Genomic DNA, 26,315 nt, shown 5'->3' with positions numbered 1-26,315 from the left:
GAGTAAGTTTTGAAGATAGAGAAAATAATTAGCCCGCTAGACTTGATATATTACGAATATGATAGAAAAACAAAGACGCTTTTTTATGATACAGACTACTCAAATAGGTTTATAGAACTAGAATTTTTTAAAATAACTTACCATCTATCTAAGCAAAATATAAAATTTAAAGTATTAAAAGACAAATCCATAGAGTTTACAAAACAGAAATTTTCTCTAAAAGATAAGTTTGAAAAACTTTTAAAATACATAGAACATAAAAAACAAAATATCTACCTACTAAATGATGTGAAGATAAAGTTTGCCAAAAATATTCCACTTTTTGAGATAAAGTATATAAAACAAAAGATAAATTTTTATAATTATGATGCACTTATATTTAGCTCAAAAAATGGCGTTTTAGCCATAGATAGTATGAATAAAGAGTGGAGAAAAATTCCATCATATGCCATCTCAGAGCAAACAGCAAAGCTTGTTAAGGATGTTGGCGGGCATCTTAAATTTGCAGGAAAAACAAGACATGGTGATGAGTTTGCTTATGAGTTACTAGACGAATTAAAAGGTAAGAGAGTCCTATATCTTAGAGCAAAAGAGGTTGTCTCAAATATGTTGGATATACTAAAAGAGAATGGTATAAAGTGTGATGATGTTGTTGTTTATGAAAACCATTTTAAAGAACCAAAAGAGAAAAAGACACTACCGAAAAATTCTAAAATAATTTTTTCTTCACCATCCACTATAAAATACTTTTTTAAAGCCTTTTCATGGGACGACTCTTATAGAGCCATATCTATTGGACGCACCACTGCAAAATATTTCCCTAAGCATATAAACCCCATCATAGCAGATAAAACCTCTCTAAAAGCTTGTGTTAACAAAGCTTTGGAGACGCTTTAGTTGAGAGAGACCATTATCGGGCAGATTGACCGTATACTTTTTGAAGATGATGGATTTTTTATAGCAACACTTAAGAGTAAAGAGAAGATTAGCGGGACCTACTTAGAGAGCGAAGTCTCTCATATAAAAGACTCAGCAATCACGCTTAGTGGTGAGTGGAGTGAACATAAAAAGTATGGTAAGACCTTTAAGTTTGACTCCATCAAGGTTAACCAAAATCATCTCTTTTTCTTTTTAAATAAAATAGTAAAAGGCTTTACAAAAAAACTCTCAGCCGAATTAATAGAGCACTTTGGTAGTGATGGACTTGTAGAGATTTTAGACAGTGATATTGAGAGACTCTTAGAGTTTAAAGGCATTAAAGAGAAACGACTTAAAAAGATTCAGACCTCATGGAAAAAGTTTCGCTCTATGCGTAAACTTGGAGAATTTCTAAGCCCTTTTGATGTATCTCAAGCACTTTTAACTACAATCGCTACTGCCATGAGAGAGATTGATGAGCCTTGCACTAAGATAAAAGAGAATCCTTATATCTTGACTTCTATAAACTCCATAGGCTTTAAAAGAGCTGATGAGTTAGCTTTAAAGATGGGTGTAAAAGCTCAAGATGAGAACCGTATAAGCTCAGCTATGGATTTCACACTTCTAAACTACTGTGAGCAACAAGGAAATAGTTGCATCTCAAAAGATACACTCTTTAGTGGTCTTGATGAACTTTTAGGCTTTAATGATAAAAATCATCTCTATGAAGCGGCTCTGGTTGAGAGGGTGGCAGAGAGTAGCATTGTGATTATGAAGAACAATAGAGTCTCTCCATCAAGACTTTATGATGCTGAAAAATTTCTATATGAGACGATAACCACAAGAGCTAAAAATGATAGCGGGGGCTTTGTAAAAAACTTAGATGAGTTTTTAGAATCAAAAGAGTTAAGACTAGCAGAGCAACAAAGAGAAGCCGTTATGAAGATAAATGAGGGTGCAGCTATACTCTTTTTAGTAGGATATGCAGGAACAGGAAAGAGTACGACTTCAAAGACAATTTTAGAACTTTTAAACACAAGATATGAGACTAAAGAGATAATGGCTTGTGCCTTAAGTGGCATAGCCTCTCAAAGGATTGCAGATACAACAGGTTTTGAGAGTGCTACTATACAGTCACTCTTAGTTAAGTATGAGAGTGCGGATAAGTTCCCTTTTGGAGTTATACTTATAGATGAAGCCTCAATGATAAATTCTTCACTCTTTGCAAGGCTTATGCACAAAGTTCGCAAAGATGCAATAGTTGTAGTTGTTGGGGACGATGCACAACTCCCTCCCATAGGTGCAGGAAACGTTTTAAGTGATGTCTTAACGTTAGAGTTAGCTCCCATAGTTAAGCTTACAAAGATTTATAGACAGAGTGAAGACCAAGCCATCAGGCTTATCGCAAATGACATTAGAAGGGGAATAGTTCCGGCTTATAGAGAAAAATATGAGGATTTTGAGTTTTTAGAAGTTAGCATTCAAAATTACTATGCTCTAAGAAGCCAACTCTCTCAATCTAAGCTTCAAGAGCTAAGAGAATCTAACTTACAAGCAGTTATAACAGAGATAATTCATAAGGTTGTAGAATCCTTGCAAAAAGCAAGATATAGACTAAACAACAAACAGATAAAAGAGTATCTCAACTACTTTCAAGTCATCACTCCCATGAAAGGTGGGACACTAGGAGCTAACAATCTTAACAAGGTTTTACAAGAGTACTTTAATCCAAATCCTAAGAAGTGTTTTAAAAAGGGTGGAGTTGAGTTTCGTCTGATGGATAAGGTAGTTCACACAAAAAATGAAAACATGACTTCATGGAGTGGGGATGGCTTTAAAGCGGGCGAAGACTCAAATCAAAGACGTATCTTTAACGGCATGAGTGGACTACTTTTTAAGATAGAAGAGGCTGATGAACAGTTGTTTGTATTTTATCCAAATGAGGATATAGTTGTAGTTTATGAGTATGAGGAGGTAAAAGCATACTTAATGCTCTCATATGCACTAACCATTCACAAAGTTCAAGGTATGGAGTATGATATAGTTGTTATACCCATGACATTTTCGCACTTTATCATGCACAATACAAAGCTTATATATACAGCCATCACAAGAGCAAAACATAAGTGTATCATCATAGGTGAAGGTGCCGCTTTTGAGAGTGGTTGTAAGAAGTTTGAGCAAACTGCAAGGGATACAGTTTTGCTAGAATTATAATAAAAACGTATAAGCTAAGAGCTATTTTTAGATAGATTTGTTAAGATACTCAATAATAATTTTAAAGAAGTGGATGCTATGAAACCGATTGATATTTTTCCGTGGGATGATCATTTTAAAACTGGTTTTGATACGGTAGATATTCAACATAAAAAATTAGTTGAAATACTAAATAATTTAGCAGCAAATGTAGCATATAAATCAGATAAAAAAAGTCTACATACTATCTTTGATGAACTTAAAGAGTACGCGCGTTATCACTTTAAAACAGAAGAGGCTATTTGGGATAAATACCTACCAAATGATCTCTTAAACAAAGAGCATAAAGAAGCACATCAAAGTTTTGTAGATACTGTAGAGCGTCTTAAACGTGAGCAAAATGCAAAACCTCTTAGCGAGTTAGCAGACGAAGCGCTTGTGTTTTTAACAAGATGGTTAGCATCTCACATCCTAGATAGAGATCGTTATATGGCTTATATCGTTTTTAATCTGCAAGATGGGCTCACCATCAAAGATGCAAAAACTTATGCACAAGATAAAATGAGTGACTCAAGAGGTGTTTTGCTAGATATAATCCTCTCCATATATGGTAGTCTATCTTTAAATACACTAAGTTTGATGCGTGAGTTAAAATCACATCAAGCTTATGAGAAAAAAATGGCATATCAAGAAGAGTATAGACAACTTCTTCTAAACATCTCAACTCAATTTATAAATCTTCCAATAGAAAAAGTAGATGCTGCTATACAAAAATCACTTGAGAGTATGGCTACTTTTGTAGGGGCTGATAGGGCTTATATTTTTGAGTATGACACGCAAAAAGGGGCTTCATCAAACACTTATGAGTGGTGCGGGGATGAGATTTTATCTCAAATAAAAAGACTTCAAAATATTCCTAACGAGAAAGTGCCTGAGCTTACACAAGCGCACCTACAAGGAAAGATAAAACTAGTTCAAGATACTTTACATATGCCAAAAAGTGAGTTTAGAGATATGTTGATATCTCAAGATATAAAAAGTTTAGTAACTATTCCACTAATGAAAAAAGATGAGTGTAGAGGTTTTGTAGGGTTTGATACTGTAAAAACTAAACATGAATTTACTCAAGATGAGATAGATATTCTCGACCTATTTGGCAAAACACTTGTAAATGTTAATGATAGAAAACAGATACAAAAAGAGCGTTCTGGAGAAAGAGCACTACTTAAAACACTTATACAAAATATCCCAGACCTAGTTTGGTTAAAAGATAAAGATGGCATCTACTTAGTTTGTAACAAGCGTTTTGAAGATTTTTTTGGTGCAAAAGAGAGAGATATAATTGGTAAGAGTGATTATGACTTTGTAGATAAAGAACTTGCTGATTTATTTAGAATGAACGACAAGAAAGTGATGCAAACAAACAAAACTTGTATAAATGAAGAGACAATAACATTTGCAAGTGATGGGCACTCAGAAATAGTTCAAGCTACAAAGACCCCAGTGCACCATAGCGATGGAAGTTTGATGGGGGTACTAGGAATCTCACGAGATATAACAGAGAGACAGCATCATGAAAAACATTTAGAGCATATTGCACACTATGATGCATTAACCGGACTTCCAAACCGTGTTTTACTCTCAGACCGCATCAACCAAGCGCTAAAACAATCAAATAGGCATAAGTTTTCATTTGCAATTGTTTATCTTGATCTTGATGGGTTTAAAGCCATCAATGACACTTATGGACATAACTATGGAGATAAGTTTTTAGAACTTTTAGCAAAAAACATGAAAAAATCTCTCCGCGAGGGCGATACTATAGCTCGCTTGGGTGGAGATGAGTTTGTGGTGGTTTTGCTCGATCTTAAAACGCATGAAGATAGCCTTGCTATGATAAGAAGACTCTTAGAAGCTAGTTCTCAAAAAATAGTAATAGACAATCTTAATATGCAAGTTACTGCAAGTTTGGGTGTGACCTTTTTTGATGCAGGTGATGAGATAGATGCGGACCAACTTCTTCGTCAAGCAGACCAAGCTATGTATCAAGCAAAGATACTTGGAAAGAATCGTTACCATATCTTTGATGCACTCAAAGATGAGAAAATAAGAACGCACCATGAGAGTTTAGATGAGATGCAAAAAGCGCTTGATAATGAAGAGTTTGTGCTTTACTATCAACCAAAAGTAAATATGCAAAGTGGAGAGGTTGTTGGAACTGAGGCTTTGATAAGATGGAATCACCCTAAGCATGGAATACTCTCACCTGCTACATTTTTGCCAATAGTAGATGGACATATTTTATCCGTCAGGATTGGAGAGTGGGTTTTAGAGAGTGCAATGGAGCAGATGAGTGAGTGGAAAAGCAAGGGGGTGAATGTACCAACTAGTGTAAATGTAGATGCCATGCAACTTCAACAGAGTGACTTTGTTGAGCAGTTAGAAAATCTCTTGAAAAAGTATCCAACTGTAAAACCAAATGAGTTAGTGCTTGAAGTCCTAGAGACTAGTGCTTTAGAAGATATCGTTCATATATCACAGGTTATGCAAGATTGTCTAGATATCGGCATCACTTTTTCACTTGATGATTTTGGAACTGGCTACTCCTCTCTTACATACCTAAAGAGACTCCCAGCAAGAGAGTTAAAGATAGATAAAAGTTTTGTCTGTGGAATGCTTGAAGACTCTGATGATTTAGCTATATTGGATGGAATACTTAGCCTCTCTAATGCTTTTAGACGTGATGTTATTGCTGAGGGAGTTGAGAGTGTTGAGCATGGAGAGATGTTACTTAAGCTTGGATGTAAAATAGCTCAGGGCTACATCATAGCTCATCCGATGCCACCGCAAGAGATAGAGGAGTGGATAAACCACTATGACTCAAATGAAAAGTGGAAAAATACTAGCTCCATCAGTCGTGAAGATTTGCCTCTGCTTTATGCTTTAGTAGAACATAGAGCGTGGTTAAGCAGTGTTTTAGCTTATATTAAGGGACTAAGCTCAACAATTCCAAGGCTAGATTATCATGAGTGCCGTTTTGGTGAATGGGTTTATGATATTGGTATGAAGCACTACAGAGATAGCTCTTCTTTTAAAGAAGTTGAAAAATATCATAAAGATTTGCACAAGAGAACAGATACTTTAATCAAACAATATAATAAAGGTACGTTAAAAGATTTAGAAGCAGCTATAGCTGAGATAAAGAGCTTGAGCCACAATTTAACACATAGCTTTAAAAGCTTTGAAGCAACAAGAGGAAATAGTGCACTCCTAGACTTATAAACAAAGCGAAATCTTATATGATTTGACATATAATCACTTAATAATCCTAGCTAGGAGAGTGAGATGTCATTTAAAATTAAGATAGTTATTTGTGGTCAAAGTGGGCTTGTTGGCTCAAAACTCTCTGAAGTGTTTGAATCCAAACACAACGAGGTCATTGGTATTAAAGTACGAGATGATACAAAAATAGAAGATATAGCAAAACAGATAGAAGCTTGCGATGTTTTGATAAACTTAAGTGGTACTACAATTCTCGCTCGTTGGAGTGATGAGTATAAAAAAGGACTTTATAGCAGTAGGATAAATACTACTAGAAAACTTGTAGATGCGATGGGCTTATGCAGGGAAAAACCAAAACTTTTTATGTCTGCATCTGCTGTTGGCATATATGATAGTGAACTTAAACATGATGAAGACTCCAAAGATTTCAGCGATGATTTTCTAGCTAATATCTGTAAAGATTGGGAAGCAGAGGCAAGAAGGGCATCTGAGATTGGTGTTAGAAATGTTCAAACTAGATTTGGAGTTATCTACGCAAAAGAGGGCGGAGCAATGACTAAAATGTTACTGCCTTTTAAGTTGGGTATCGGCGGAAAAATAGGGAGCGGTAAGCAGATAGTCTCATGGATTCATATAGATGACTTGGTCCGTGCATATGAGTTTATCATCAAAACTCCAGAGTTAAAGGGTGCTATAAACTTTACAACCGCACACTCACTCTCAAACAGTGAGCAGACTAAAATAATGGGCGATGTTTTAAACAGACCAACTTTTTTCAGAGTTCCTGAATTTATTTTAAGGCTAACTTTTGCAGATGGTGCCACTGTGATGCTTGACTCAAAAGATGTTTATCCTAAAAAACTCTTAGAGAGTGGGTTTGAGTTTAAGTACCCTTACTTTGAAGATGCATTTAGAGAGATAATAAGTTAAGTTATGGCAAAAAAGTCCAATGTTTTTCTAGATATAACTACAAACTTAGATGAAGAACTCTTCGAAGATATCATCAAAAAAGAGTCTTTTAAGCTTCAACGAATCATCTCACAAGGTCACACTACCCCAGAAGGTGAGTGGTATGATCAAGATAGAGATGAGTGGGTTATGCTTCTTTGTGGTGAGGCTATTTTGGCATTTGAAGGTGATGAGGATGTACGGCTTGGGGCTGGGGATTATATAAATATAAGAGCTCATAAGAGACATAGAGTCTCATGGACAAAGCCAGATGCCAAGACTATTTGGCTGGCTCTATATAGTCAACCTTTAGGGTAAGATATAAGGAACTCCGAATTTTAGGAATACAATGGCATTCTCCACGATGTCTCTAGGCTATAAGGCTTCAAAGTAACACCAGCCCCGAACAATTTCGCGGTTTCGTAGTTTTTTTATTGCTTCGTACTGCTTAACATCGGAGTAAAGGCTTTTGTGCTTAGCTCTACCGTGTCACCGACTTTGAGGTTTTTTGCCTCATCTTGGGTGATAACTACTTCTACAAGTTGCTGTCCGATGGCAACTATGGCTACAAAAATCACATCTACTTTTTTTATATCTAAAAGCTCTCCACTAAATGAGAACTTCTGACTTCCTGAAGTCTTTAAAAGTATATCTTTTGGTTTGCCCTCATTTATGATAAGACCTTGCTCTAGAACTACAACTCTTGAAGCTAGTCTATAGATCTCGCTAGGGTCATGACTAACCATGATGATGGTAGTTTTAAACTCCTTGTGCAAGGCTAATATCTCACTTTGAAGTTTTGTTCGCATCTTAGAATCAAGTGCTGAGAGTGGTTCATCCATCAGAAGAAGTTTTGGTTCACCCATCATCGCACGGCAAAGGGCAACTCTTTGCTTTTGCCCACCACTTAGCGTGTTTGGATGTCTATTTTTTAACTCACTTAGTTCTGTAATACCCAAGAGATGAGAGGCTAAAGCCTCGTCTTTTTTTACATAAAGAAGATTTTGTAAAATGCTCATGTTGTTAAAGAGTGCATAGTCTTGAAAAACAAACCCGATAGCTCTTTTTTGCGGGGCAAGTGTAGTTTTAGCATCTAGCCAAATCTCATCATCAACGCTGATAACTCCTTTTGCATCCTCAAAACCTGCAAGGATTCTAAGAAGTGTAGTCTTTCCACTTCCACTAACTCCACTAAGAGCCAAAAACTCGCCCTCTTTTATCTCAAGATCTACATCGAGCATCATCTCTTTGTTTGAGCCAAAGAGCTCTTTTTTTATATCTATCTTTATCATCTAAATTGTCCGATGGCTCTAGTTTTTTGGTTAAAGATATAGACAGCAAGAAGCACTGAGAAGCTGATGAGGAGCATAATGGCACTGTAGATATGAGCGTTTGTATAGTCCATAATCTCAACCATCTCATAGATGGCAACAGAGGCAACTTTCGTCTCGCCTGGGATACTTCCTCCTAACATCAAAACGACTCCAAACTCTCCAACTGTGTGAGCAAAAGAGACTATGATAGCAGTCATTACAGCAGGTTTCATGTTTGGAAGTGCCACTCTAAGAACTGTCTGGGTTTTGCTCTTTCCTGCTATATATGAAGCCTCGAGCATATTTTTGTTGATGGAGGAAAATCCATTTTGAAGAGGTTGAACCATAAACGGAAGTGAGTAAAAACAGCTTGCAATTACAAGACCGCTAAAGTTAAAGACTAGCTTTATACCAAAATACTCATCAAAAAAAGCACCAACAGGCGAGTTATGAGAGAGAATGATAAGGATGTAAAAACCCAAAACTGAAGGAGGCAAAACTAAAGGAAGTGCAGTGATAGCTTCAAAAATAGGTTTTGATTTTGATCTTGTTTGAGAGAGCCACCAAGCAAAAGGTAAGCAAAGTATAAAGAGTATAAGAGTCGTAAGTCCAGCCAGTTTAAATGATAAGACAAAGGGAGTTAGCTCAAGAGCGTTTAGTGTTTCTAGCATATGATAATTTCACTTATAGAGAGTTCACTAGCTTTTATAAAAATCTTTACAAGATCCCCAGCTTCGAGATTCATCCGAGATGATGAATCTTTTGTGATAATGCTCTCAAACTTTGCATCACCTACGCTTAGTTTTATATTGCTTAGTAGCTCGCCATTTTCAACTTCTACAATCTTTGCATCAAGTTGATTTGAGTAGCTTATAGCTCCGCTAAATTCCTTTGCAAGGGCTATATGGGTTGGTTTTACACTGAGCAAAACTTGGCTATTGACACTTATGGATTCATCTAAATCTAAGCTCATCATAGTGAGCTTGTAAGAGGCAAACTCAAAGTTTACAATGTTTAAGTTCTCTTTTGTTTGAATCTTTGTAACTGTGGACTCAAACCTGTTCATGGCACGAGGTAACCATATTTTCTAAAGATATCTTTTGCACTCTTGCTTAAGATAAACTCATAAAAGGCTTTTGTCTCTCTGTCATTTTCTATCATAACTATACCTTGCTCTATTGGAGTGTAGAGCTTTGCATCTACCTCTACCCAGTTTATATTTTGTTTGTATTTTAGCATGGTTTTTGAGTAAAGAGATGACTTTGCAATAAGTCCTATGTCTGCCGCTGTTATAGTAAATGAGACAGTTTGCGATATGGACTCTGCAAAGATAAGTTTATTTTTTATATCCTTGTAGACGCCAGCATTCTCAAATGCCTCCATGGCAGCAGTCCCGTAGGGGGCAGTTTTTGGATTTGCTATGGCAATTTTATCTATTTTATCGCTCTTTAACAACTCAATACCCTTTGACATATCTTTTTGCTCTTTGCTCAAAATCGCTAAAGAACCTAAAGCGTAGACTACAGGAGCACCTTTAGCAATCTTGTCATCATAAAGTGATTGCGGGAACTTCATATTTGCAGCCATAAAAAGATGGTAAGGAGCACCATGTTTTATCTGTGCAGTCAGTTTTCCACTGCTTCCCAAAGTAACTTTTACTTTTGTATCTTTGTGAGTTTTGTTAAATTCAGCGATTAGTTCATCTATGGCATAACTAACATTTGCAGCTACTGCTATATTTATGGTGCTGCCACTAACAAAGGCAGTTGAGAGTATAAAAAACATAAGTAGTTTTTTCATAAGATTCCTTTTGGGCTTTATGTATTTAAAGATATAACGAAATATTATCATTTTAAAAAAAAGAAGTCAATAATGAAAAAAACTTTATAAAGTTAATGTATAATCCTTAAATTATGGAGAATTTATGAGATGTCTATTTTTAATATTATTTTTTGCTAGCTTTTTATCTTCGAGCGAAATATTAAGAGTTACTCAAGAGCAAGAACCCTATATATTGGGTACCCAACTTGAGTTTTATGTAGATGAAAAGGAAGATGCTACACTCAAAGATATACAGACCAAAGAGTTTGAAAAATACTCTGAATGTATACCAAACTTTGGGTTTCTCGCTAAAGTACACTGGTTTAGGCTTAAGTTTAATTATAATGAAGCTATGAAAAGAAAAGAGTGGTGGCTCTCTATAGACTATCCTTTGCTTGATTTTGTGGATGTATATTTGCTTGATGCAAATAATCAACTTATTTCACATAAAAAGAGTGGAGATTTGTACCCGCTTTATGAAAGAGATATAAAGCACCACAACCTTGTTTTTTCTCTTACAAACAATTCTACAGAGACTCATACGCTATATGTAAAGGTAAAAACCTCAAGTTCTATGCTCGTTCCCATGGAGATTATAAGTAGCAAGGCTCTTCTTGAACACACCCATCTGCATCAAAGTCTCTCTGGTATCTACTATGGAATCTTGCTTGTTTTGATATTTTATAATCTTATAGCGTATATATATACAAAAGAGAAGATTTATGTTTTATATATAGCTTTTGTTGCATCTTATGCTCTTTGGCAACTCTCTTTTGATGGCTTAGGGTGGCTCTATGTTTGGCAAGAAAATGCTTGGATGAGAGAAAAAGGAGCGGTGTTTTTCATCTCTACGAGTATATTTTTCCAACTAATCTTTAGTCAAAGTCTCTTAAATTCAAAAAATAATATCCCAAAATATGACAAATATGTTCTTGGTCCATTTATCTATCTCTCAATCCTTGGCATAGTTGTCTCAGCACTCATGCCTTACAAATATACTATATTAGTGGGTGCATCTCTTTCTATTATAATTCCTTTAGTTCTTTTAGTTGCTGGTTGGATGGTTATGAAAAAAGATTACTACTCTATAAGACTCTTTGTTCTAGGTTGGGGGATATTTTTGCTTGGAACACTCTTGTTTACACTTAGTAAATTTAATCTTATATCTGGCTATTTTGCTATGAAGTATGTACAACAAGCAGCATCAGGTGTTGAGATGATTTTGCTCTCAGCAGCTCTTGCTGAAAGGCTTAAACGGCTCCACGATGAGTACACTAACAAGCTAAAAGACCATAACAAAAATCTAAAATTAGAAGTAGAGATAGCTCTAAAAAAGGCGAGGCAAAAAGATAAAATACTCATTGAGCAATCAAGGCTAGCATCAATGGGTGAGATGATAGAGCAAATCGCCCATCAGTGGAGACAACCTCTAAATGACATAGGGCTGTTAAACCAAGATATGTACTTTAAAAAACAACTAAGCAAACTAAGTGATGACGACTTTAACCGCATCCACGAAGGCATAGACAACAACATCAGATATATGTCTGATACCATTGATGACTTTAGAAATTACTATAAGAGTGACAAGAAAAAAGAGAGTTATCTACTTGATGAGGTGATAGACTCTATGCTAAGCATCATAGGAACTACGCTTGAGTACTCTAACATAAAAGTAAGCCTTGACATTGACAAAGATATAAGACTTTTAAATGTTAAAAATGAACTTCAACAAGTTATGCTTATCATCTTAAACAATGCAAAAGATGCACTCTTAGCAAATAAAATAGATAAAAAAAAGATAGAGATAAGAGCCTATAAAGATACTAAAGATGCGTATATTTTAGTAAGTGATAATGGCGGAGGGATACCAAAAGAGATAAAGAACAAAATCTTTGATCCATACTTTAGCACAAAGCACAAAAACCAAGGAACTGGCATAGGACTCTACATGTCAAAAATGATAATAGAAAAAAATATGCAAGGAAGCCTGAGTGTTGAAAATATAGATAAAGGAGCTAGATTTACCATCAAGCTCCCATTAGAAGACTAAAATATAGTAAATCTAAAGTGAGTGAAGTTTAAAACCTCTTCCATCTCGCTTACAACTTTTTGCATAATGAGACCCTCTCTTCGTCCTGAGAAAAGTCTTGCCATCATATAACCATTGCTCAGACCTATCATAACTCGTCCATCACTCTTTTCATAAACGGAGATGCTAAGAGGCATATTTGTAGACATAACTTTGCCCTCGTCTGCACTCAACATCTCTGACGCATACTTAGCGTTACAAAACTTGATGATCTTAACCTTGCCCGTGTCTGCTCCACCGTGAGTAATAATCTCTTCTTGTTGGTCGATGATGTCTGTTACATGCCAACCCTCTTTTGCATTTAGTCTATCTTCTAAGATTTTTAGAGTTTTGTCAAATTCATAAGGCGATGTTATCTCTTTTAAAAGAATAGATGGAGCTGCTACTTTAAAAGCGATGCCAACTACAAAGATGCTAAAGACTAAACCTAAAGCGATGCCTACAAAAAGTGATAATTTATTCATTTATTATTCCTCTGATATACATATTTTCTGAGCCTTGAAGGCTTGGATGGTTTTTAGGGCTACGTAGCCAACTACTAGGGTTAAAAAAGCGATGAGTGATAGAGATGCTATATATGTGAAAGTTGAGTGATATATATTGTGCATTAAAAGTGTGGCTATTGTGATGGCAGCTAGTGGGAAAGTGTATGCCCACCAAGAAATGAAAAACATCTTTACATCATACATACGCAACATAAACAAAAGCAGTAAAAGCGTAAAGAGCGCGATAGAGTATAGAAAAATTGAGAACATATCTATAGAACCATTTGTGATTTTAAGATAGCTGACAAATCCAACCGCAGGCGGAGCTATAAAGATAAAAAAAGTTGGTATAAGCTTTTTAGCTAGTGGATTGTGAAAGATGATTCTGTTGATCATAATAGTAAAAAGCACTATCCAAAAAAACATCCCAAGCGAGAAGAAAAAGAGTGAGACGAAGATTGGCGCTGCATCGACTCCAACAACAGGAACTAAAACATTTCCAACTATGGGGATAAACCACGCAGGATTGCTATGAACTACTTCTAGGTCGTTATGAATCCAGTACTTCATAACAACAAGCGTAAAAAAGAGTTGCAGAGGTGTGGCTATAAACCAAAGCACTATAGATAGAGTCGGTGCAAAGTCATAGTAAGCTATGCTTAGAAGTAAAAGACTAACAGAGATGCTAGCCATAAAAGAGCTTTTTATAGGATGGTTTATCTCCCCTTTAACAGCCTCTGGGTAACTCGCTATTTTTAACATATAAGAGGTAAATATGACTAAAAACAAAAGTGTGTCAATAAAAAGTATGAATGCATAAAACCAGTATGAAAAATCTAAAATATGATAAGCTTTAGCAAAAACTATAGCAAATCCAGATAATCCCATGATAATAGCAAACAACTGAACAGGAAAGTATTCGAGTGATCTTGCATCTACACAGACAGAAGTTTGCATCAGATTCCTTTGGTTGTAAATTTTGTAAAATTATAATCAATATTTAGTTAAGTTATAATAAATATAAGAAATTAATACAAAATTTATAGTAAAATGACACTATTATTTCCCCACAGGATACAAAAATGATAAAAGTCTCAGCTATACAGATGCAGATGAGCCAAGATATAGATGCCAACATAAAAAATGCTGAGGTTTTGGTAAGACAAGCAAATAAAAATGGTGCAAAAATCATACTTTTACCAGAGTTGTTTGCATCTTTGTACTTTTGTAAAGATATGGATGATAAGTACTTCTCTTTAGCCTCAGAGCTTAAAGACAGTAGCCTTATAGAGAGATTTGCAACTCTTGCAAAAGAGCTAGGTGTTGTTTTGCTTGTTAGTTATTTTGAAAAAAGTGCTAAAGAGTATTTTAACTCTTTAGTTGTGGTAGATGCTGATGGCAAAATTATGGACAACTATAGAAAAACTCATATACCCTGTGGACCTGGATATGAAGAGAAGTTTTACTTCAAACCGGGAAATAGTGGCTTTAAAGTCTATAACACAAAGTACGCTAAGATTGGAGTTGGTATCTGTTGGGATCAGTGGTTTTGTGAGACAGCAAGAGCTCTAACTCTGATGGGTGCTGAGATTATTTTCTATCCTACTGCTATTGGGAGTGAACCAGAAATTCATGTTGACTCAAAAGACCACTGGCAAAGAGTTCAGATGGGTCACGCCGCTACAAACACAGTTCCAGTAGTAGTTGCAAACCGTATAGGCGAAGAAGTAGGGGAGAGTTGTACTCTAACATTTTACGGTTCATCTTTCATCACAGACTACACGGGCAAAAAAATTGCTGAGGCCTCAAGAGATAAAGAAGAGATTATTTATGCAGAGTTTGATTTAGAGGAGATAGCAAAACAAAGAGAGTATTGGGGACTTCTGCGAGATAGACAACCAACATCTTATGGGGTTTTAGTAGAAATATAAATAAGATAATGTGATTTTTAAACAAATAAATTATTGTAAGATGTTTAAATCTAATAAAATATAAGGATCTTTTATGAATATTTTATCATTAGACTTAGGCGTTACCTCTTGCGGATATTCTGTAATGCAAGAGCTTGAAAAAAATAGCTACTCTCTTTTAGATTATGGCGTAGTAATGCGTGACAATCCTCATGATAGTGGTACCCAACAAGAAAGACGAGAGAAAAAACAATCTCGAAATCTTCTTGATAAGAAAAAAAAGAGGATTAAAGAGATAAAGCAGCTCTTTGCCTCTTATCACCTTAAGTATCAAGAAAAAAAGAGATATGATATTTGGAAATTAAGAGCGGTAGATGCATTTAAGAGAAAACTTGACAATGATGAGCTCTATGCAATTTTTAGATTTATGGCAAAGCATAGAGGGTATAAATCACTAAAAATAGAAGATTTGATAGCCGAACTTGAAGCAAAAGAGAAGATGGGTGATTGCGGGAGTGATGAAATCCAGATGCCAAAAGATTTGGAGAAGTTTTCTGAAACACTGGCATACTTAGATGCTCTAAAGTGCAAATACAAAGAGAAAACATCTGCACAAATTATTTGGGAGCTAGAATCTCAAAAAGAGAATCCTACTTTTAGAAATCATGGTAACTACCGCTATATGATACGTAGAGAAGACATAAAAAAAGAGATAGAAAAAATCTTAGGAGCTCAGCAAAAGTTTGATTTTTTTAAAAGTGATGAGTTGGCCGCTAAATTTACCAATGAAGTGATAAACATCATCATCCCGCAAGAAGCTGTTACGCTAAATCCAGAAAATATCAATAAATGTCTAATCTATAAAGATGAGATATGTGCACCTCTTTTTTCATACTCATTTGATATATTTGAACTATATAAGTTACTTGGAGATCTGAAGATTGACGGTGCTGATGCAACTTTAGAGCAAAAAGAGCAGTTGCGTGAAGCACTTTTAGAAGATATAAATAGTTTGAAGTGCAAAAGCTCTTATAGTGTAAAAGATTTTAAAAAGATACTAGGAATTGATAATGAATATGTAAAAATCAATAATTTTCAAGAGTATAAAATGCTTAAAGGAAAAAAAGAGGCAAATACTCTTGTTAAATTTAATTTTCTTCCTTCTTTTAAAAAATTGAATCGTAAAATTTTAAGTGCCATCTTAGCACAAGAGTCATCTGCAAAAATCTTTGATGAAATCGCAACAGAGATACATCTAAATATAAATCCTGAAAAACTTTTAATAAACATTGAAATACTTTTTAAAAAATACAATTTTGAGTTTACCAAAGATGAGATTTGTGATTTTACTCTTAAACTTCATAAACATAAATCAAAAGGAACTTCAAATTATTCACTAAAAGCATTAAAAGATTTAACTGCTTTAATGCAAGAGGGTAAAAATGAGAGTGATGCAAAAGGGATTTTAAAAGTCAGTAAAAGCGAAAACTATTCCGATTTTTTAAAAGGCATTAGATATCTAAAATCTCAAAATAAAGATGGAAAACTACAGTACGAGATAGATGAGAATCGTATATCTAACCATGCTGTAAAATCTCTAGTCTCATGGGCACTTCGAGTTATAACTGATTTGCATGTCAAACATGGACCTTTTGATATCATAAAACTAGAATCTACTAGAGAACTCTCACAGCCTGATGATGTAAAAAATGACATTAGAAGAGCAAACCAAAAAAATGAAAAAGAGTGGCAAGAGCTCATTGAAAAATACAAAAAACATTTTGAAGCAAAGGGATTAAATCTTCAAAATAATAAAGAGTATCTTCTAAAACTTAAGCTTTGGGAGCAACAAAAAGGACTAGGAATCTACTCACATAAACCGCTTAGTATTGATGAAGTCTTGAGTGATAAAACAGAGATAGAACACATTGTTCCTCGTGCTTGTGGCGGAAGCAATGCAGAGTACAACAAGGCTCTTGATTTAAAAAATGAAAATGCTAAAAAAGGTAATAAGCTACCTCTTGATTATTTAAGTGGAGAAAAGAGAAAAATTTATATTGACTTTGTAGAAGAGTTAAAAAAAACCTATAAGATAAATATGAAGAAAAAAATAAATCTCTTAGCCGAGAGCTTAGATAAAACCTTTAAAGAGGTAAAAGATGATGTATCGCTCCATGCAACAAGCTATACTGAAAAACTTTTGGGTGAGATTTTAAAACGCTACTACCCTTTTACAGACAGACTCAAAGAGAATCAAAGAGTGATGTCTATCTCTGGGCGTGCTACAAGTTACCTAAGACGCATACTAAGTGTCGATAACAAGTCTCGTGATACAAACTTTCATCATGCCGAGGATGCTATTCTCCTAGGTTTAATGAGTAAATCTTACTTACAAAATATCTCTACAAATTTTGAGAAAAATTATGAGCTTACCGAACAAAATGCAAAAGAGAACTTTAAAAAGATTGTTCCACTCATAGAAGGAACATCCCCTAATCATATAATTGCCCATATAAGAGAGAGTTACATGCAAGATATACAAGAGAGTCCTTTTTATAAAGCACTTGATGGAACTCTTAAAACTCCAGCCTTTTGGGTCTCTAAAAAACCGATAGGAACAAAGGCACATAATGAGACGATTCAATCTAAGAAAAATTTGGCTTACTATGTGCCGATTGGTTCTCTGCTAGATAAAGTCAAACCGAGTCACAAAATGAGTTCCGATGAATTTTATAAAAAATTTAATAAAGAGATTTATAAAAAAATCCAAGTTGCTCAAGATAATCCAAAAGATTTTACAGCAAAAGTATTTGCAAAAAAAAGAGATGCCATCGTAAATATCTTGAACCAATCGGCTTTTGCAATCACAAAAGATGATAAAGCCGAGCTTGATATAAAAGTACGAGATACTATGAATGAGCCTCTATACGATGTAAACGGTAATGAGATACGAAGAGTAAAAAGAGTAGGAGAGGATGCTTCTATAGAAGTAAGAGGAGGCTTGGCTTATACAGCTCCTTCACTTGTCTGTCTTAGATGTAGTTTTATAGATGCTAAAAAACTAAAACTTCAAAGGATTGACATAAGAAGTTATGTAAAAAACAAAGTATCCAAGCACAACCAGATAGATATATCAAAACCACTTAAAAAACAACTTTGGCAAGAAGTAGTTAAAACAAAAGTGAAAAATCAAGCATCAGTTTTAAACTATTTTAACAGAAAAAAATCTTCTAAGATTCTCTACGAGTATGCAAAGGGTGTCAAGTCAAATGATGAGGAAAATGTAGAAGCAAAAGCAGCAAGAATCTACTGGAGCGAATTATTTGAAAACTTTGTAAGAGTACAAAAAGGAGCAGAAGATGTGCAAAATGCTTCGCTTAACTACTGCTATGCAATTGTAAGAAGTGCTGTTGTCCGTTCACTCACAAATGCGGGGCTTATGCCATCTTTTGGAATCCACCATCAAAACTATTTCAACGCTTTTAATCTTGCAGATGATATGATAGAACCATATAGAGCTTTTGTGGATCTGCATGTAAAACTAACTCTTTTAAAATATGATGATGAGGCCTTAACTAGCCAAATAAAACAAGAATATGTCAATATTTTAAATTTAGAATTCGTAGCTATAAACGGAGGTCTAAGCAATATAAGAACTGCAATAGATATGACAGTCCAATCGTTACAAAAATGTGTGCTTCAAAAAAAGATACTCTACTTAATGCTCCCAAGCATTGACTTTGAAAAGTATGAAGATGAGTGCTTATAGATTTATGTGGCTAATGGTAATGTTTGATATGCCGACCGATACAAAAAAAGCAAGAAAGAAGTACCGTTATTTACGTGGTGAGCTTCTAAAAGAAGGGTATATGATGATGCAGTTTTCTATCTACATTCGCTCATTTCACTCTTACGAATCAACTTTAAATGGAAAAAAAAGGCTCAAAGATTTTATAGCTTCAAACATAGCAAAAGGAAGCATAAGGATGATTATGTTTACAGATAAGCAGTTTGGAAATATGGATATAATCGTAGGTACAAAAGAAGAAAATGAAAAGAATGCACCAAAACAGCTATTGCTATTTTGATGATTCCAAAATCTCCAACGACAATAAAGTCGAAGGATTATTTTAAGTCCCGCTACACAAACCCCTTTGTGCTAAAACATAAATATTGTACTCAAAAAGAAGATGAAAAGTCAAATTTTACCACTCATAATCTTCTCATACGCCCCACTATACAAGGCTGTATGAGACCCTATTTTAGCACAAAGGGGTTTGCAGGGGTCTTAAAATGTCTTAAGAGCTTCATGTTTACTTCTTCAAGCTTATCTTCTAAGAGAGTTGTTGGGAGATTGTCTAGTTGTATTCTAGTTATGTCTAAGGTGCAAAGTTCATTGATGCAAACCTTACTCTGTTTTTTTAGTTTGTCTCTTTTGAGTATAAAAACTCTTAAGTCTTCACCAAAAATGTTTGTAGAGATGGGTATAACTGTTACACCTTTAAAGTCAACTTTTTAAATTATTAAAGCCTAAGCGACTCATTTCTTCTTCATTTTCTATAGCTATCTTCTTTAAGTGTATAATTACATGATTTCTAAAAAGTTTAAGGATAAGAATGAAAAATAGTGTTCCTCTTTATATAATATTTCATCTTTTAGCTTTCATATCACTAAGTGCTAATGATAAGGAGCTCCTTTCTCAAGAGAAGCAAAATCTTTTGCTTCAAGAACAAAATAGATATGAATCAGAGTATGAAAAACTAAGATACAACTGGATAGCACCTCTTAATTTAGGAGCTTCTTATGGATATGATAAAGTATATACAGGAGATTATGGCACAACCTCAAATATCTCAGTCTCCATCTCTCAAGATATCTTTCGCTCTGGAGGTATAACATACCAGATAGAGTATGCAGATGCCAAAAAAAGAGTAGATGAGATTGCACTTGCAAAAGAGATAGCAGCTATAAATGAAGAGCTTTTTAGTGCACTTTTAAACTACAAAAAAACGCTCTACCAAAAAAAGCAGAGTGAGTTGATACTTAAAAACAAAGAGATAGAAATTTTTATAAAAAGACAACTCTATGATGTAGGTAAGGCTGATATTACAGAGTTAAACAATGCACTGATGGCACAAAGCGATGAATTGAAAAATTTAGTTACACACAAGTATATGCTCGCACAGCTAAGAGAAGAAGTCTCAAAGTTAAGTGACGTTGATCCAGCTGTATTTTTACTTCCCAAATTTACTCTTATAGAGAAAGAGACCTATCTTCAAAACAATTTGAATCTAAACTTCCTTCGCTTGCAAACAAAAAGTTATGAGTCTCTTTATAGTGTGACAAAGAGTAGCTATATGCCCAGCGTTACACTAAGTGCCAATGTTGGATATCAAGAGTATGATTCAAAAAAGTATGAAAACAAGTATGATGGAAATTACTATGGTGCAAGAGTCATGCTTAATGTGCCCTTTACATACAATGCGACGGCAACAACGCAAGAAGCAAAAGCTAGTTACTTAAAACAAGCTGCCCAAGTTGCAGATATGTATAGAAATACCAAAGCTTCTTATACCCAATCGATAGAACTTATAGAGAGTTATCGTAGCTATAATGAGATAACTTTAAAAAATCTCTCTTTGTATGATGAGCTTATTGAAGCTATAGAAGCAGGAGTAAACACAGGAGAAAAAACGGGGTATGATTTACAAACTATAAAAAATACAAAAGCGATCGAGGAACTAAATATAAAACTAAGTGAGATAAACATACAAATTGAGCTGGCAAAGCTCCATTTTGCACTTAAGAGGAATGATGATGGACAATAACAAAACGATAGAAGAGACTCTAAATATAGGTAAAAACAAAAAGAGCAGCTATAAAAAATATATATGGATTTCTCTTTTTGTGCTTCTTATCGCTGGAGCTATTTTTTGGTATCTTACATATGGGGCAAAAGATAAAGAGTTAAACTATCATACAACTACTTTAGAGAGAAAAACCATTACTACAACGGTCTTAGCAACTGGAAATATGGAGCCGACAAATACAGTTGATGTAGGTATAGAAGTCTCAGGGACCATAAGCGAGGTCTTAGTAGATTATAACGAGAGAGTCAAAAAAGGGCAGCTGATGGCACGACTTGACACGGTAAAACTATCCTCAAAAGTAACAAGTTACCAAGCAGGACTTGCAAAACTTGAAGCAAATATCGCAGAAGCCACTGCCTCGTTAAACAAGGCAAAAAAGGAGTGGATTCGAGTAAAAAAAATGGTTGAGGCAACTAATGGAAACTATCCATCAAAGCAGGAAGTTGACTCTGCTTTTACTACTTATGAACTAGCAAAGGCTTCTTTGCAAGCTGCAAAAGCTGGGCGTGATCAGGCTAGTGCTGAGCTAAAGGCTGCACAAGATGATCTTAAAAAAGCAGCTGTTGTCTCTCCTATAAACGGGGTGGTATTAGATAGAAAAGTTGAACCAGGGCAGAGTGTAGTCTCGGCTATGACGATACCTGTACTCTTTACTATGGCAGAAGATTTGACTAAAATGAAAGTAGTTGTAAGTGTTGATGAAGCAGATATTGCAGATGTAAAAGAGCAGCAGAGAGTAAACTTTAGCGTTGATGCTTATCCAGAGATGGTTTTTGAGGGAACGCTAACACAATTGCGTCTTAATTCCCAAATAGTAAACGGTGTAGTAACTTATGATGCTGTTGTAAATGTGGACAATTCTGAGCTTTTTTTAAGACCGGGAATGACGGTTACAGCCCAGATTGTCACAGATGTTTTAGAAGATGTTTTAGTTTTACCAAATGCAGCACTCCGATTTACTCCACCTATAAAAGAGAAAAATAGTTCTAGGCATGTTAAAGCGGATGCTTTAAAACACCATGTTTGGACTTTAAGAGAGAATAAACCTGTTAGAGTTGAGGTTGAGGTAGGTAAGAGTGATGGTAGTTTAACTGTTATAAAAAAATCAAAGCTTAGTGAAAAGGATCTTGTTCTAATCGGAATAAAAGAGTCATGAAAGAATTTATCATAGAGTTACGAGGGGCTACAAAAACATATGGCGAAAATGAAGCAAAAACATATGCGATGCGCGGTGTAGATTTAAAAGTCAAGCGTGGAGAATTTTTAGCCATCATGGGACCTAGTGGATCTGGCAAATCAACTGCTATGAATATGATAGGATGTCTTGATACTCTAAGTGGCGGAGAGTACATTTTTGAGGGGATCAATGTTGAGGCACTCTCCCGAGATCAGCGTGCACTACTGAGGAGAAACTATATTGGCTTTATATTTCAAGGTTTTAACCTGCTTGGGAAAACAACTGCCATAGAAAATGTAGAACTTCCACTTCTTTATCGTGGTTACAATGCACAAGAGAGACATGAGATGGCAATGGACGCCCTAAAGAGTGTTGGACTTGAGCAAGTCGCACATCACACTCCCGGGGAACTCTCAGGTGGGCAACAACAGCGTGTTGCCATCGCTCGTGCTATTGCTACAAAGCCGCTTATTTTACTAGCAGACGAGCCAACCGGAAACCTTGACAGTGCAAAAAGTATAGAGATTATGGAGCTTTTACAATCTTTTAATCGTAAAAAGAAAATTACTATACTGATGGTAACGCATGAGGTAGAGATGGCAGAATATGCCTCAAGAAGGGTTCATTTTAGAGATGGCGCTATAGAGTACATCGAAGATTCGGAAGCAGATTTATGATTTGGAATGCTTTTTTACTTGCTCTTCGTGAAATTCGCAGAAGTGTTATGCGTTCGGTGTTAACAACGCTTGGAATTGTTATTGGGATAGCTTCTGTTATTGCGATGATAATGCTAGGAGATGCTACAACAGCCTATGTCACACAGAGCATCTCTAAACTTGGTACAAACATGCTTATGGTTATACCAGGGCAGCAAAGACAGGGTCCTCCAAGCACTGACTCTACGGCTCGAAGGTTTACCCATAGCGATATTGATGCACTTAAAGGGGGGATTATCAATATCCGCGGCGTCGCTCCTGTTAGCTCAAGCCAAATGCAAGCAGTATATGCTAATAAAAACTATGCAACCACTGTTGAGGGAAGTGATAATGATTACTTTATAGTTAAAGATTGGGTTTTTGCCTCAGGGAGAGATTTTTTACCATCAGAACTTCAAGGTGGAAAAACTGTTTGTGTTATCGGTGAGACAGTTAGAAAAGAACTCTTTGGCACACTTGATCCTGTAGGAGAGCTTATAAGACTTGAGAACTTCTCATGTGAGATTGTTGGACTGCTTGAATCAAAAGGTGCGGCAATGTTTGGAATGGATCAAGATGCCATTATTGTAACACCTATAAAAATGTTTCAAAGACGTATAAGTGGAAATCAGGAGATAGGAAGAATTATGATTTCAGCAAACAGCGCTTCATCAATAGAGGGTGTAAAAGCATCTCTTATCTCACTTTTACAGGAGCGACGTAAGATTCAGGTTGGGCAAGAGAATGATTTTAATGTCCACGATATGCGAGAGATGGTTCAAACTCTCTCTTCTACGACACAGATACTCACTATTTTACTTGGAGCAGTAGCAGCCATCAGTCTTTTAGTTGGTGGTATCGGCATCATGAACATTATGCTAGTCTCTGTTACAGAGAGAACACGTGAGATAGGTATACGTCTCGCTGTTGGAGCGTTAGAGAGGGAGGTGCTATTGCAGTTTTTAATAGAGTCAATAGTTCTTGCTTCTATTGGAGGGATTTTGGGCATTATTGTCGGGGTAGGTGCAGGAATTGGGGTTGCACTCTTTTTTGAATTGCCACTTATTTTTAATATACCTATAATTTTAGTAGCCTTTTTCTTCTCAACAATTGTAGGAGTTGTTTTTGGATATTTTCCAGCGAGAAAAGCGGCAAGACTCAACCCTATAGATGCTCTAAGGCATGAGTAGAATCTTATAAAGAGTCCTTTTTGGACCCTCTATATCCGTCTTCCTTGAATAACACGAAGTAGAATAACTACGAGTGCAATGACTAAGAGAATATGAATAAATCCTCCCAAAGTGTATGAGCTGACAAATCCTAAAAGCCAAAGAATGATCAGGATTATTGCAATAGTCTCAAGCATTTTTTTCTCCTGTTGTTAATAAATTTTTTTGGAGTATAGCCCATTAAAAACTAATTCTTTACTTTTTGCGTAAAAGATAGATGCCAACGACAAAACTCACAGCACCAATAATATAATAAGTCATTACCCTATCTGTATTTGCACCAGTAACAACTTGTGTCACTTGTGATCCGATAGAACCAGATAACTGATACCCCCACACTGCAAAACCAACCCCTACAACCGCTAAAATGAGACCGATAACTCTTACGGAGATTCCTAAACCTTTTCCCATGATAAACTCCTAAATTTTAAAGAGCTGAAATGTTTTATCATTGCAGATAACACTATTGTACAATAATATTTTATTTTTAGGCAGTTAAATCAAATTATTTAATTTTCTTATTTGCATTGTTGTGAAAAATAATAGGGAACAAAATTGATAAAATGGTAAGATACATATGGCTTAAAATATATATAAATAAAAACTAAGGAGCTAAAATGTTTGATAAGAAAAAAGTAAAAGAATTGGTGCTTAGTTCATTGGTGGCTGATGCTTACTCTTTAGGATCGCATTGGGTCTATGATGAAAAAGAGCTTGAAAATCTTGATATAGATTGGGATGAGTTAAACGATGCAAAAGCTCCTTGGCACAAAGGTAAAATGGCTGGAGATTTTACCCACTATGGGGATCAAACTTTATGGTTATATGAGTTTTTAAAAGATAAAGATAAGTTTGATGCAGATGCATATGTAGAGTTTTGGGCAGATAAAATGAGTAGTTATGATGGATATATCGATGGCTCTTCAAAAGATACTCTGATAAATATCAAAAACAATATCTCTGCTAGTGGTGCGTCTTCAACTGATTTATCCATTGTTGGAAGGATTGCTCCACTTTTGTTAGTCTCAAATTCAAAGAAAGAGTTTTTGCAAAATGTAGAGAGTTTTGTAAAATGTACTCATAATTCAGATAAGGCTATAACAACAGCTAAGTTTTTTGCCACTTTACTGCTTGAAGTGTTAGATGGCAAAGATATAAAAGAGTCTATCATGGCTCTTAAAGATAAATTTGATGCAAAAACAGAAGCGTATGTGGATAGAGGTGTTGCTTCAAAGAGTGATGATACACTGCAAGCCATCAGAGATTTTGGACCAAGTTGTGATATAGATGGTGGATTTGTCGGAGTTGTGCATCTGTTATACAGACACGAGAATCTTAAAGAGATGCTAATTGCTAACGCAAAAGCAGGTGGAGACTCAAGTGCTAGAGCTATGCTTGCAACTATCATTTTTATGGCACAAAAAGGTAAGAACATTTCCGATATTCCGGCCTCTTGGTTAAAGATTAAAGCTTATGTTAAATCTCTTTTTGCCCCAGTTCTAATGTGAGTTGAGTATAGAGTAAGCCCAGTAAAAGCTAAACCGCCTACTAAGTTTCCAAATACGGTTGGGATTTCATTCCAGATGAGGTAGTCCATGATTGTAAAATCTCCACCTAAAATCATAGAAAATGGAAATAAAAACATATTTACTATAGAGTGTTCAAAGCCCATAAAAAAGAAGAGCATGATGGGCATCCACATAGCGATAGCTTTTCCGCTAACAGTTGTGGATATCATGGCTCCAACTACTCCCATCGAGACCATCCAGTTACAAAGCATGCCACGCATAAAGATAGTAAACCAGCCAGAGATGCCATGCTCTTTGTAGCCTAAAGTTCTTGCTTCGCCAATAGTTGATATCTTCTCACCAACTAAGCCTGGCTCTATTTGGTAGCCATATGTAAGAACAAAAGAGAGCATAAAAGCAACTACAAGTGCACCCGCAAAGTTACCTAAAAAAACGAGCCCCCAGTTTCTTAAGACTTGCTTTATAGTAACTCCTTCTCGTTTGTCTAAAAGAGCAAGGGGAACTAGAACGAAAACTCCAGTTAAAAGATCAAAACCCATAAGATAGAGCATGATAAAGCCAACAGGAAAGAGCATAGCTCCAACAAGAGCTGAGCCTGTTGTAATGGTGACTGCAATAGCAAATGCGGCAGCGAGACCAAGTATGGCTCCTGCCATAAAGGCTCTGATGATGGTGTCTTTAGTTGACATATAGACTTTGGATTCTCCAGAGTCGACCATTTTCGTTACAAACTCATGAGGTTGCAGATAAGACATAAAAATCCCTAGATAAAAATTTTGTTATTATATGTAAAAACTGCTGATTTAAAGAAGAGTGCCCAACATAAACTTGATATTTAAGAGTTTAATAG

At 35.5% G+C, this 26,315-nt stretch carries 23 protein-coding genes; 14 read left to right on the top strand and 9 right to left on the bottom strand.

Translation table 11 applies throughout. The features are described 5' to 3' along the window. The first annotated feature begins 9 nt into the window (after positions 1–9). From M947_RS0112010 to M947_RS19395, 5 genes are all read left to right on the top strand, one after another. The gene (locus M947_RS0112010; protein WP_021287785.1) at positions 10–897 is read left to right on the top strand and encodes a uroporphyrinogen-III synthase; all 888 of its coding nucleotides are present in this window, start codon (positions 10–12) and stop codon (positions 895–897) included. Further along, positions 898–3,135, top strand: coding sequence for an AAA family ATPase (locus M947_RS19410; RefSeq protein ID WP_021287784.1), 2,238 nt, complete (start codon positions 898–900; stop codon positions 3,133–3,135). 78 nt (positions 3,136–3,213) lie between these two features. Next, a complete protein-coding gene (locus tag M947_RS23260) occupies positions 3,214–6,396 on the top strand; it encodes a bacteriohemerythrin (RefSeq protein WP_021287783.1) in 3,183 nt (1,060 codons plus the stop codon). Positions 6,397–6,459: 63 nt separating this feature from the next. Next, positions 6,460–7,326 (top strand): TIGR01777 family oxidoreductase, encoded by an 867-nt coding sequence (locus M947_RS19400; protein ID WP_021287782.1) that lies wholly within the window; start codon positions 6,460–6,462, stop codon positions 7,324–7,326. 3 nt (positions 7,327–7,329) lie between these two features. Further along, positions 7,330–7,662 (top strand): cupin domain-containing protein, encoded by a 333-nt coding sequence (locus M947_RS19395; RefSeq protein WP_021287781.1) that lies wholly within the window; start codon positions 7,330–7,332, stop codon positions 7,660–7,662. Between the two features lie 113 nt (positions 7,663–7,775). Here M947_RS19395 and M947_RS19390 read toward each other — a convergent pair whose 3' ends face one another. From M947_RS19390 to modA, 4 genes are read right to left on the bottom strand one after another with little or no spacing between them, the layout of a single operon-like run. Then, the gene (locus M947_RS19390) at positions 7,776–8,636 is read right to left on the bottom strand and encodes an ABC transporter ATP-binding protein (protein WP_021287780.1); all 861 of its coding nucleotides are present in this window, start codon (positions 8,634–8,636) and stop codon (positions 7,776–7,778) included. Then, entirely contained in the window at positions 8,633–9,328 is a 696-nt protein-coding gene (gene modB / locus M947_RS19385; RefSeq protein ID WP_021287779.1) for a molybdate ABC transporter permease subunit, read from the bottom strand. Before modB ends, M947_RS19390 begins: the two co-directional genes overlap by 4 nt. Next, the gene (locus M947_RS19380) at positions 9,322–9,723 is read right to left on the bottom strand and encodes a TOBE domain-containing protein (protein WP_021287778.1); all 402 of its coding nucleotides are present in this window, start codon (positions 9,721–9,723) and stop codon (positions 9,322–9,324) included. Before M947_RS19380 ends, modB begins: the two co-directional genes overlap by 7 nt. After that, entirely contained in the window at positions 9,720–10,457 is a 738-nt protein-coding gene (gene modA, locus M947_RS19375) for a molybdate ABC transporter substrate-binding protein (RefSeq protein ID WP_021287777.1), read from the bottom strand. Before modA ends, M947_RS19380 begins: the two co-directional genes overlap by 4 nt. A gap of 124 nt (positions 10,458–10,581) precedes the next feature. Here modA and M947_RS19370 point away from each other — a divergent pair, with 124 nt between their 5' ends. Beyond that, entirely contained in the window at positions 10,582–12,531 is a 1,950-nt protein-coding gene (locus tag M947_RS19370) for a sensor histidine kinase (RefSeq protein WP_021287776.1), read from the top strand. Here M947_RS19370 and M947_RS19365 read toward each other — a convergent pair. Next, entirely contained in the window at positions 12,528–13,034 is a 507-nt protein-coding gene (locus tag M947_RS19365; protein WP_021287775.1) for a DUF302 domain-containing protein, read from the bottom strand. The genes M947_RS19370 and M947_RS19365 overlap by 4 nt on opposite strands. A gap of 3 nt (positions 13,035–13,037) precedes the next feature. After that, on the bottom strand, positions 13,038–14,012 hold the full coding sequence (locus M947_RS19360) for an SLAC1 anion channel family protein (protein WP_021287774.1): 975 nt from the start codon (positions 14,010–14,012) through the stop codon (positions 13,038–13,040). Between the two features lie 125 nt (positions 14,013–14,137). On the opposite strand from M947_RS19360, the gene aguB reads away from it, so the two are divergent. The 7 genes from aguB (at position 14,138) to M947_RS19320 (ending at position 23,897) form a co-directional block, all read left to right on the top strand. Then, the gene (gene aguB, locus M947_RS19355; protein WP_021287773.1) at positions 14,138–14,986 is read left to right on the top strand and encodes an N-carbamoylputrescine amidase; all 849 of its coding nucleotides are present in this window, start codon (positions 14,138–14,140) and stop codon (positions 14,984–14,986) included. 73 nt (positions 14,987–15,059) lie between these two features. Then, the gene (cas1, locus tag M947_RS19350; RefSeq protein WP_021287772.1) at positions 15,060–18,734 is read left to right on the top strand and encodes a type II CRISPR-associated endonuclease Cas1; all 3,675 of its coding nucleotides are present in this window, start codon (positions 15,060–15,062) and stop codon (positions 18,732–18,734) included. Beyond that, complete coding sequence (gene cas2, locus M947_RS19345) at positions 18,721–19,053, top strand: CRISPR-associated endonuclease Cas2 (protein WP_021287771.1); 333 nt, start codon at positions 18,721–18,723, stop codon at positions 19,051–19,053. The genes cas1 and cas2 overlap by 14 nt, the downstream gene beginning before the upstream one ends. A gap of 528 nt (positions 19,054–19,581) precedes the next feature. Continuing rightward, the gene (locus M947_RS19335; RefSeq protein WP_021287769.1) at positions 19,582–20,793 is read left to right on the top strand and encodes a TolC family protein; all 1,212 of its coding nucleotides are present in this window, start codon (positions 19,582–19,584) and stop codon (positions 20,791–20,793) included. Further along, a complete protein-coding gene (locus M947_RS19330; RefSeq protein ID WP_021287768.1) occupies positions 20,783–21,991 on the top strand; it encodes an efflux RND transporter periplasmic adaptor subunit in 1,209 nt (402 codons plus the stop codon). Before M947_RS19335 ends, M947_RS19330 begins: the two co-directional genes overlap by 11 nt. Then, a complete protein-coding gene (locus tag M947_RS19325) occupies positions 21,988–22,689 on the top strand; it encodes an ABC transporter ATP-binding protein (RefSeq protein ID WP_021287767.1) in 702 nt (233 codons plus the stop codon). Before M947_RS19330 ends, M947_RS19325 begins: the two co-directional genes overlap by 4 nt. Then, positions 22,686–23,897, top strand: a complete 1,212-nt coding sequence (locus tag M947_RS19320) for an ABC transporter permease (protein ID WP_021287766.1) — start codon at positions 22,686–22,688, stop codon at positions 23,895–23,897. The genes M947_RS19325 and M947_RS19320 overlap by 4 nt, the downstream gene beginning before the upstream one ends. A 29-nt stretch (positions 23,898–23,926) precedes the next feature. Here the strand turns inward: M947_RS19320 and M947_RS23520 are convergent, their stop codons facing one another. After that, positions 23,927–24,073 (bottom strand): lmo0937 family membrane protein, encoded by a 147-nt coding sequence (locus M947_RS23520; protein ID WP_021287765.1) that lies wholly within the window; start codon positions 24,071–24,073, stop codon positions 23,927–23,929. 58 nt (positions 24,074–24,131) lie between these two features. Then, positions 24,132–24,347 carry a DUF3185 family protein gene (locus M947_RS19315; RefSeq protein WP_021287764.1) on the bottom strand — a complete coding sequence of 72 codons (216 nt, stop codon included), beginning with the start codon at positions 24,345–24,347 and terminating at the stop codon, positions 24,132–24,134. Between the two features lie 206 nt (positions 24,348–24,553). Here M947_RS19315 and M947_RS19310 point away from each other — a divergent pair, with 206 nt between their 5' ends. After that, positions 24,554–25,444, top strand: a complete 891-nt coding sequence (locus M947_RS19310) for an ADP-ribosylglycohydrolase family protein (RefSeq protein ID WP_021287763.1) — start codon at positions 24,554–24,556, stop codon at positions 25,442–25,444. On the opposite strand, the gene M947_RS19305 is transcribed toward M947_RS19310, so the two are convergent. Then, a complete protein-coding gene (locus M947_RS19305) occupies positions 25,408–26,220 on the bottom strand; it encodes a formate/nitrite transporter family protein (protein ID WP_021287762.1) in 813 nt (270 codons plus the stop codon). The genes M947_RS19310 and M947_RS19305 overlap by 37 nt on opposite strands. Positions 26,221–26,315: the final 95 nt, after the last annotated feature.

The organism is Sulfurimonas hongkongensis (genome assembly GCF_000445475.1).
In the GTDB taxonomy this organism is placed as follows: Bacteria; Campylobacterota; Campylobacteria; order Campylobacterales; family Sulfurimonadaceae; genus Sulfurimonas; species Sulfurimonas hongkongensis.
This window is presented reverse-complemented; position numbering and strand designations above follow the sequence as displayed.

Excerpts from the sequence above, each read along its gene's own strand:
- M947_RS23520 (WP_021287765.1), bottom strand. The coding sequence starts at position 24,073 with ATGCTTGAGACTATTGCAATAATCCTGATCATTCTTTGGCTTTTAGGA.
- M947_RS19370 (WP_021287776.1), top strand. The coding sequence starts at position 10,582 with ATGAGATGTCTATTTTTAATATTATTTTTTGCTAGCTTTTTATCTTCG.
- M947_RS19390 (WP_021287780.1), bottom strand. The coding sequence starts at position 8,636 with ATGATAAAGATAGATATAAAAAAAGAGCTCTTTGGCTCAAACAAAGAG.
- M947_RS19335 (WP_021287769.1), top strand. The coding sequence starts at position 19,582 with ATGAAAAATAGTGTTCCTCTTTATATAATATTTCATCTTTTAGCTTTC.
- M947_RS19395 (WP_021287781.1), top strand. The coding sequence starts at position 7,330 with ATGGCAAAAAAGTCCAATGTTTTTCTAGATATAACTACAAACTTAGAT.
- M947_RS19315 (WP_021287764.1), bottom strand. The coding sequence starts at position 24,347 with ATGGGAAAAGGTTTAGGAATCTCCGTAAGAGTTATCGGTCTCATTTTA.
- M947_RS19380 (WP_021287778.1), bottom strand. The coding sequence starts at position 9,723 with ATGAACAGGTTTGAGTCCACAGTTACAAAGATTCAAACAAAAGAGAAC.
- cas1 (WP_021287772.1), top strand. The coding sequence starts at position 15,060 with ATGAATATTTTATCATTAGACTTAGGCGTTACCTCTTGCGGATATTCT.
- modB (WP_021287779.1), bottom strand. The coding sequence starts at position 9,328 with ATGCTAGAAACACTAAACGCTCTTGAGCTAACTCCCTTTGTCTTATCA.
- M947_RS19400 (WP_021287782.1), top strand. The coding sequence starts at position 6,460 with ATGTCATTTAAAATTAAGATAGTTATTTGTGGTCAAAGTGGGCTTGTT.
- M947_RS23260 (WP_021287783.1), top strand. The coding sequence starts at position 3,214 with ATGAAACCGATTGATATTTTTCCGTGGGATGATCATTTTAAAACTGGT.
- M947_RS19365 (WP_021287775.1), bottom strand. The coding sequence starts at position 13,034 with ATGAATAAATTATCACTTTTTGTAGGCATCGCTTTAGGTTTAGTCTTT.
- M947_RS19325 (WP_021287767.1), top strand. The coding sequence starts at position 21,988 with ATGAAAGAATTTATCATAGAGTTACGAGGGGCTACAAAAACATATGGC.
- aguB (WP_021287773.1), top strand. The coding sequence starts at position 14,138 with ATGATAAAAGTCTCAGCTATACAGATGCAGATGAGCCAAGATATAGAT.
- cas2 (WP_021287771.1), top strand. The coding sequence starts at position 18,721 with ATGAGTGCTTATAGATTTATGTGGCTAATGGTAATGTTTGATATGCCG.
- M947_RS19360 (WP_021287774.1), bottom strand. The coding sequence starts at position 14,012 with ATGCAAACTTCTGTCTGTGTAGATGCAAGATCACTCGAATACTTTCCT.
- M947_RS19320 (WP_021287766.1), top strand. The coding sequence starts at position 22,686 with ATGATTTGGAATGCTTTTTTACTTGCTCTTCGTGAAATTCGCAGAAGT.
- M947_RS19305 (WP_021287762.1), bottom strand. The coding sequence starts at position 26,220 with ATGTCTTATCTGCAACCTCATGAGTTTGTAACGAAAATGGTCGACTCT.
- modA (WP_021287777.1), bottom strand. The coding sequence starts at position 10,457 with ATGAAAAAACTACTTATGTTTTTTATACTCTCAACTGCCTTTGTTAGT.
- M947_RS19330 (WP_021287768.1), top strand. The coding sequence starts at position 20,783 with ATGGACAATAACAAAACGATAGAAGAGACTCTAAATATAGGTAAAAAC.
- M947_RS19310 (WP_021287763.1), top strand. The coding sequence starts at position 24,554 with ATGTTTGATAAGAAAAAAGTAAAAGAATTGGTGCTTAGTTCATTGGTG.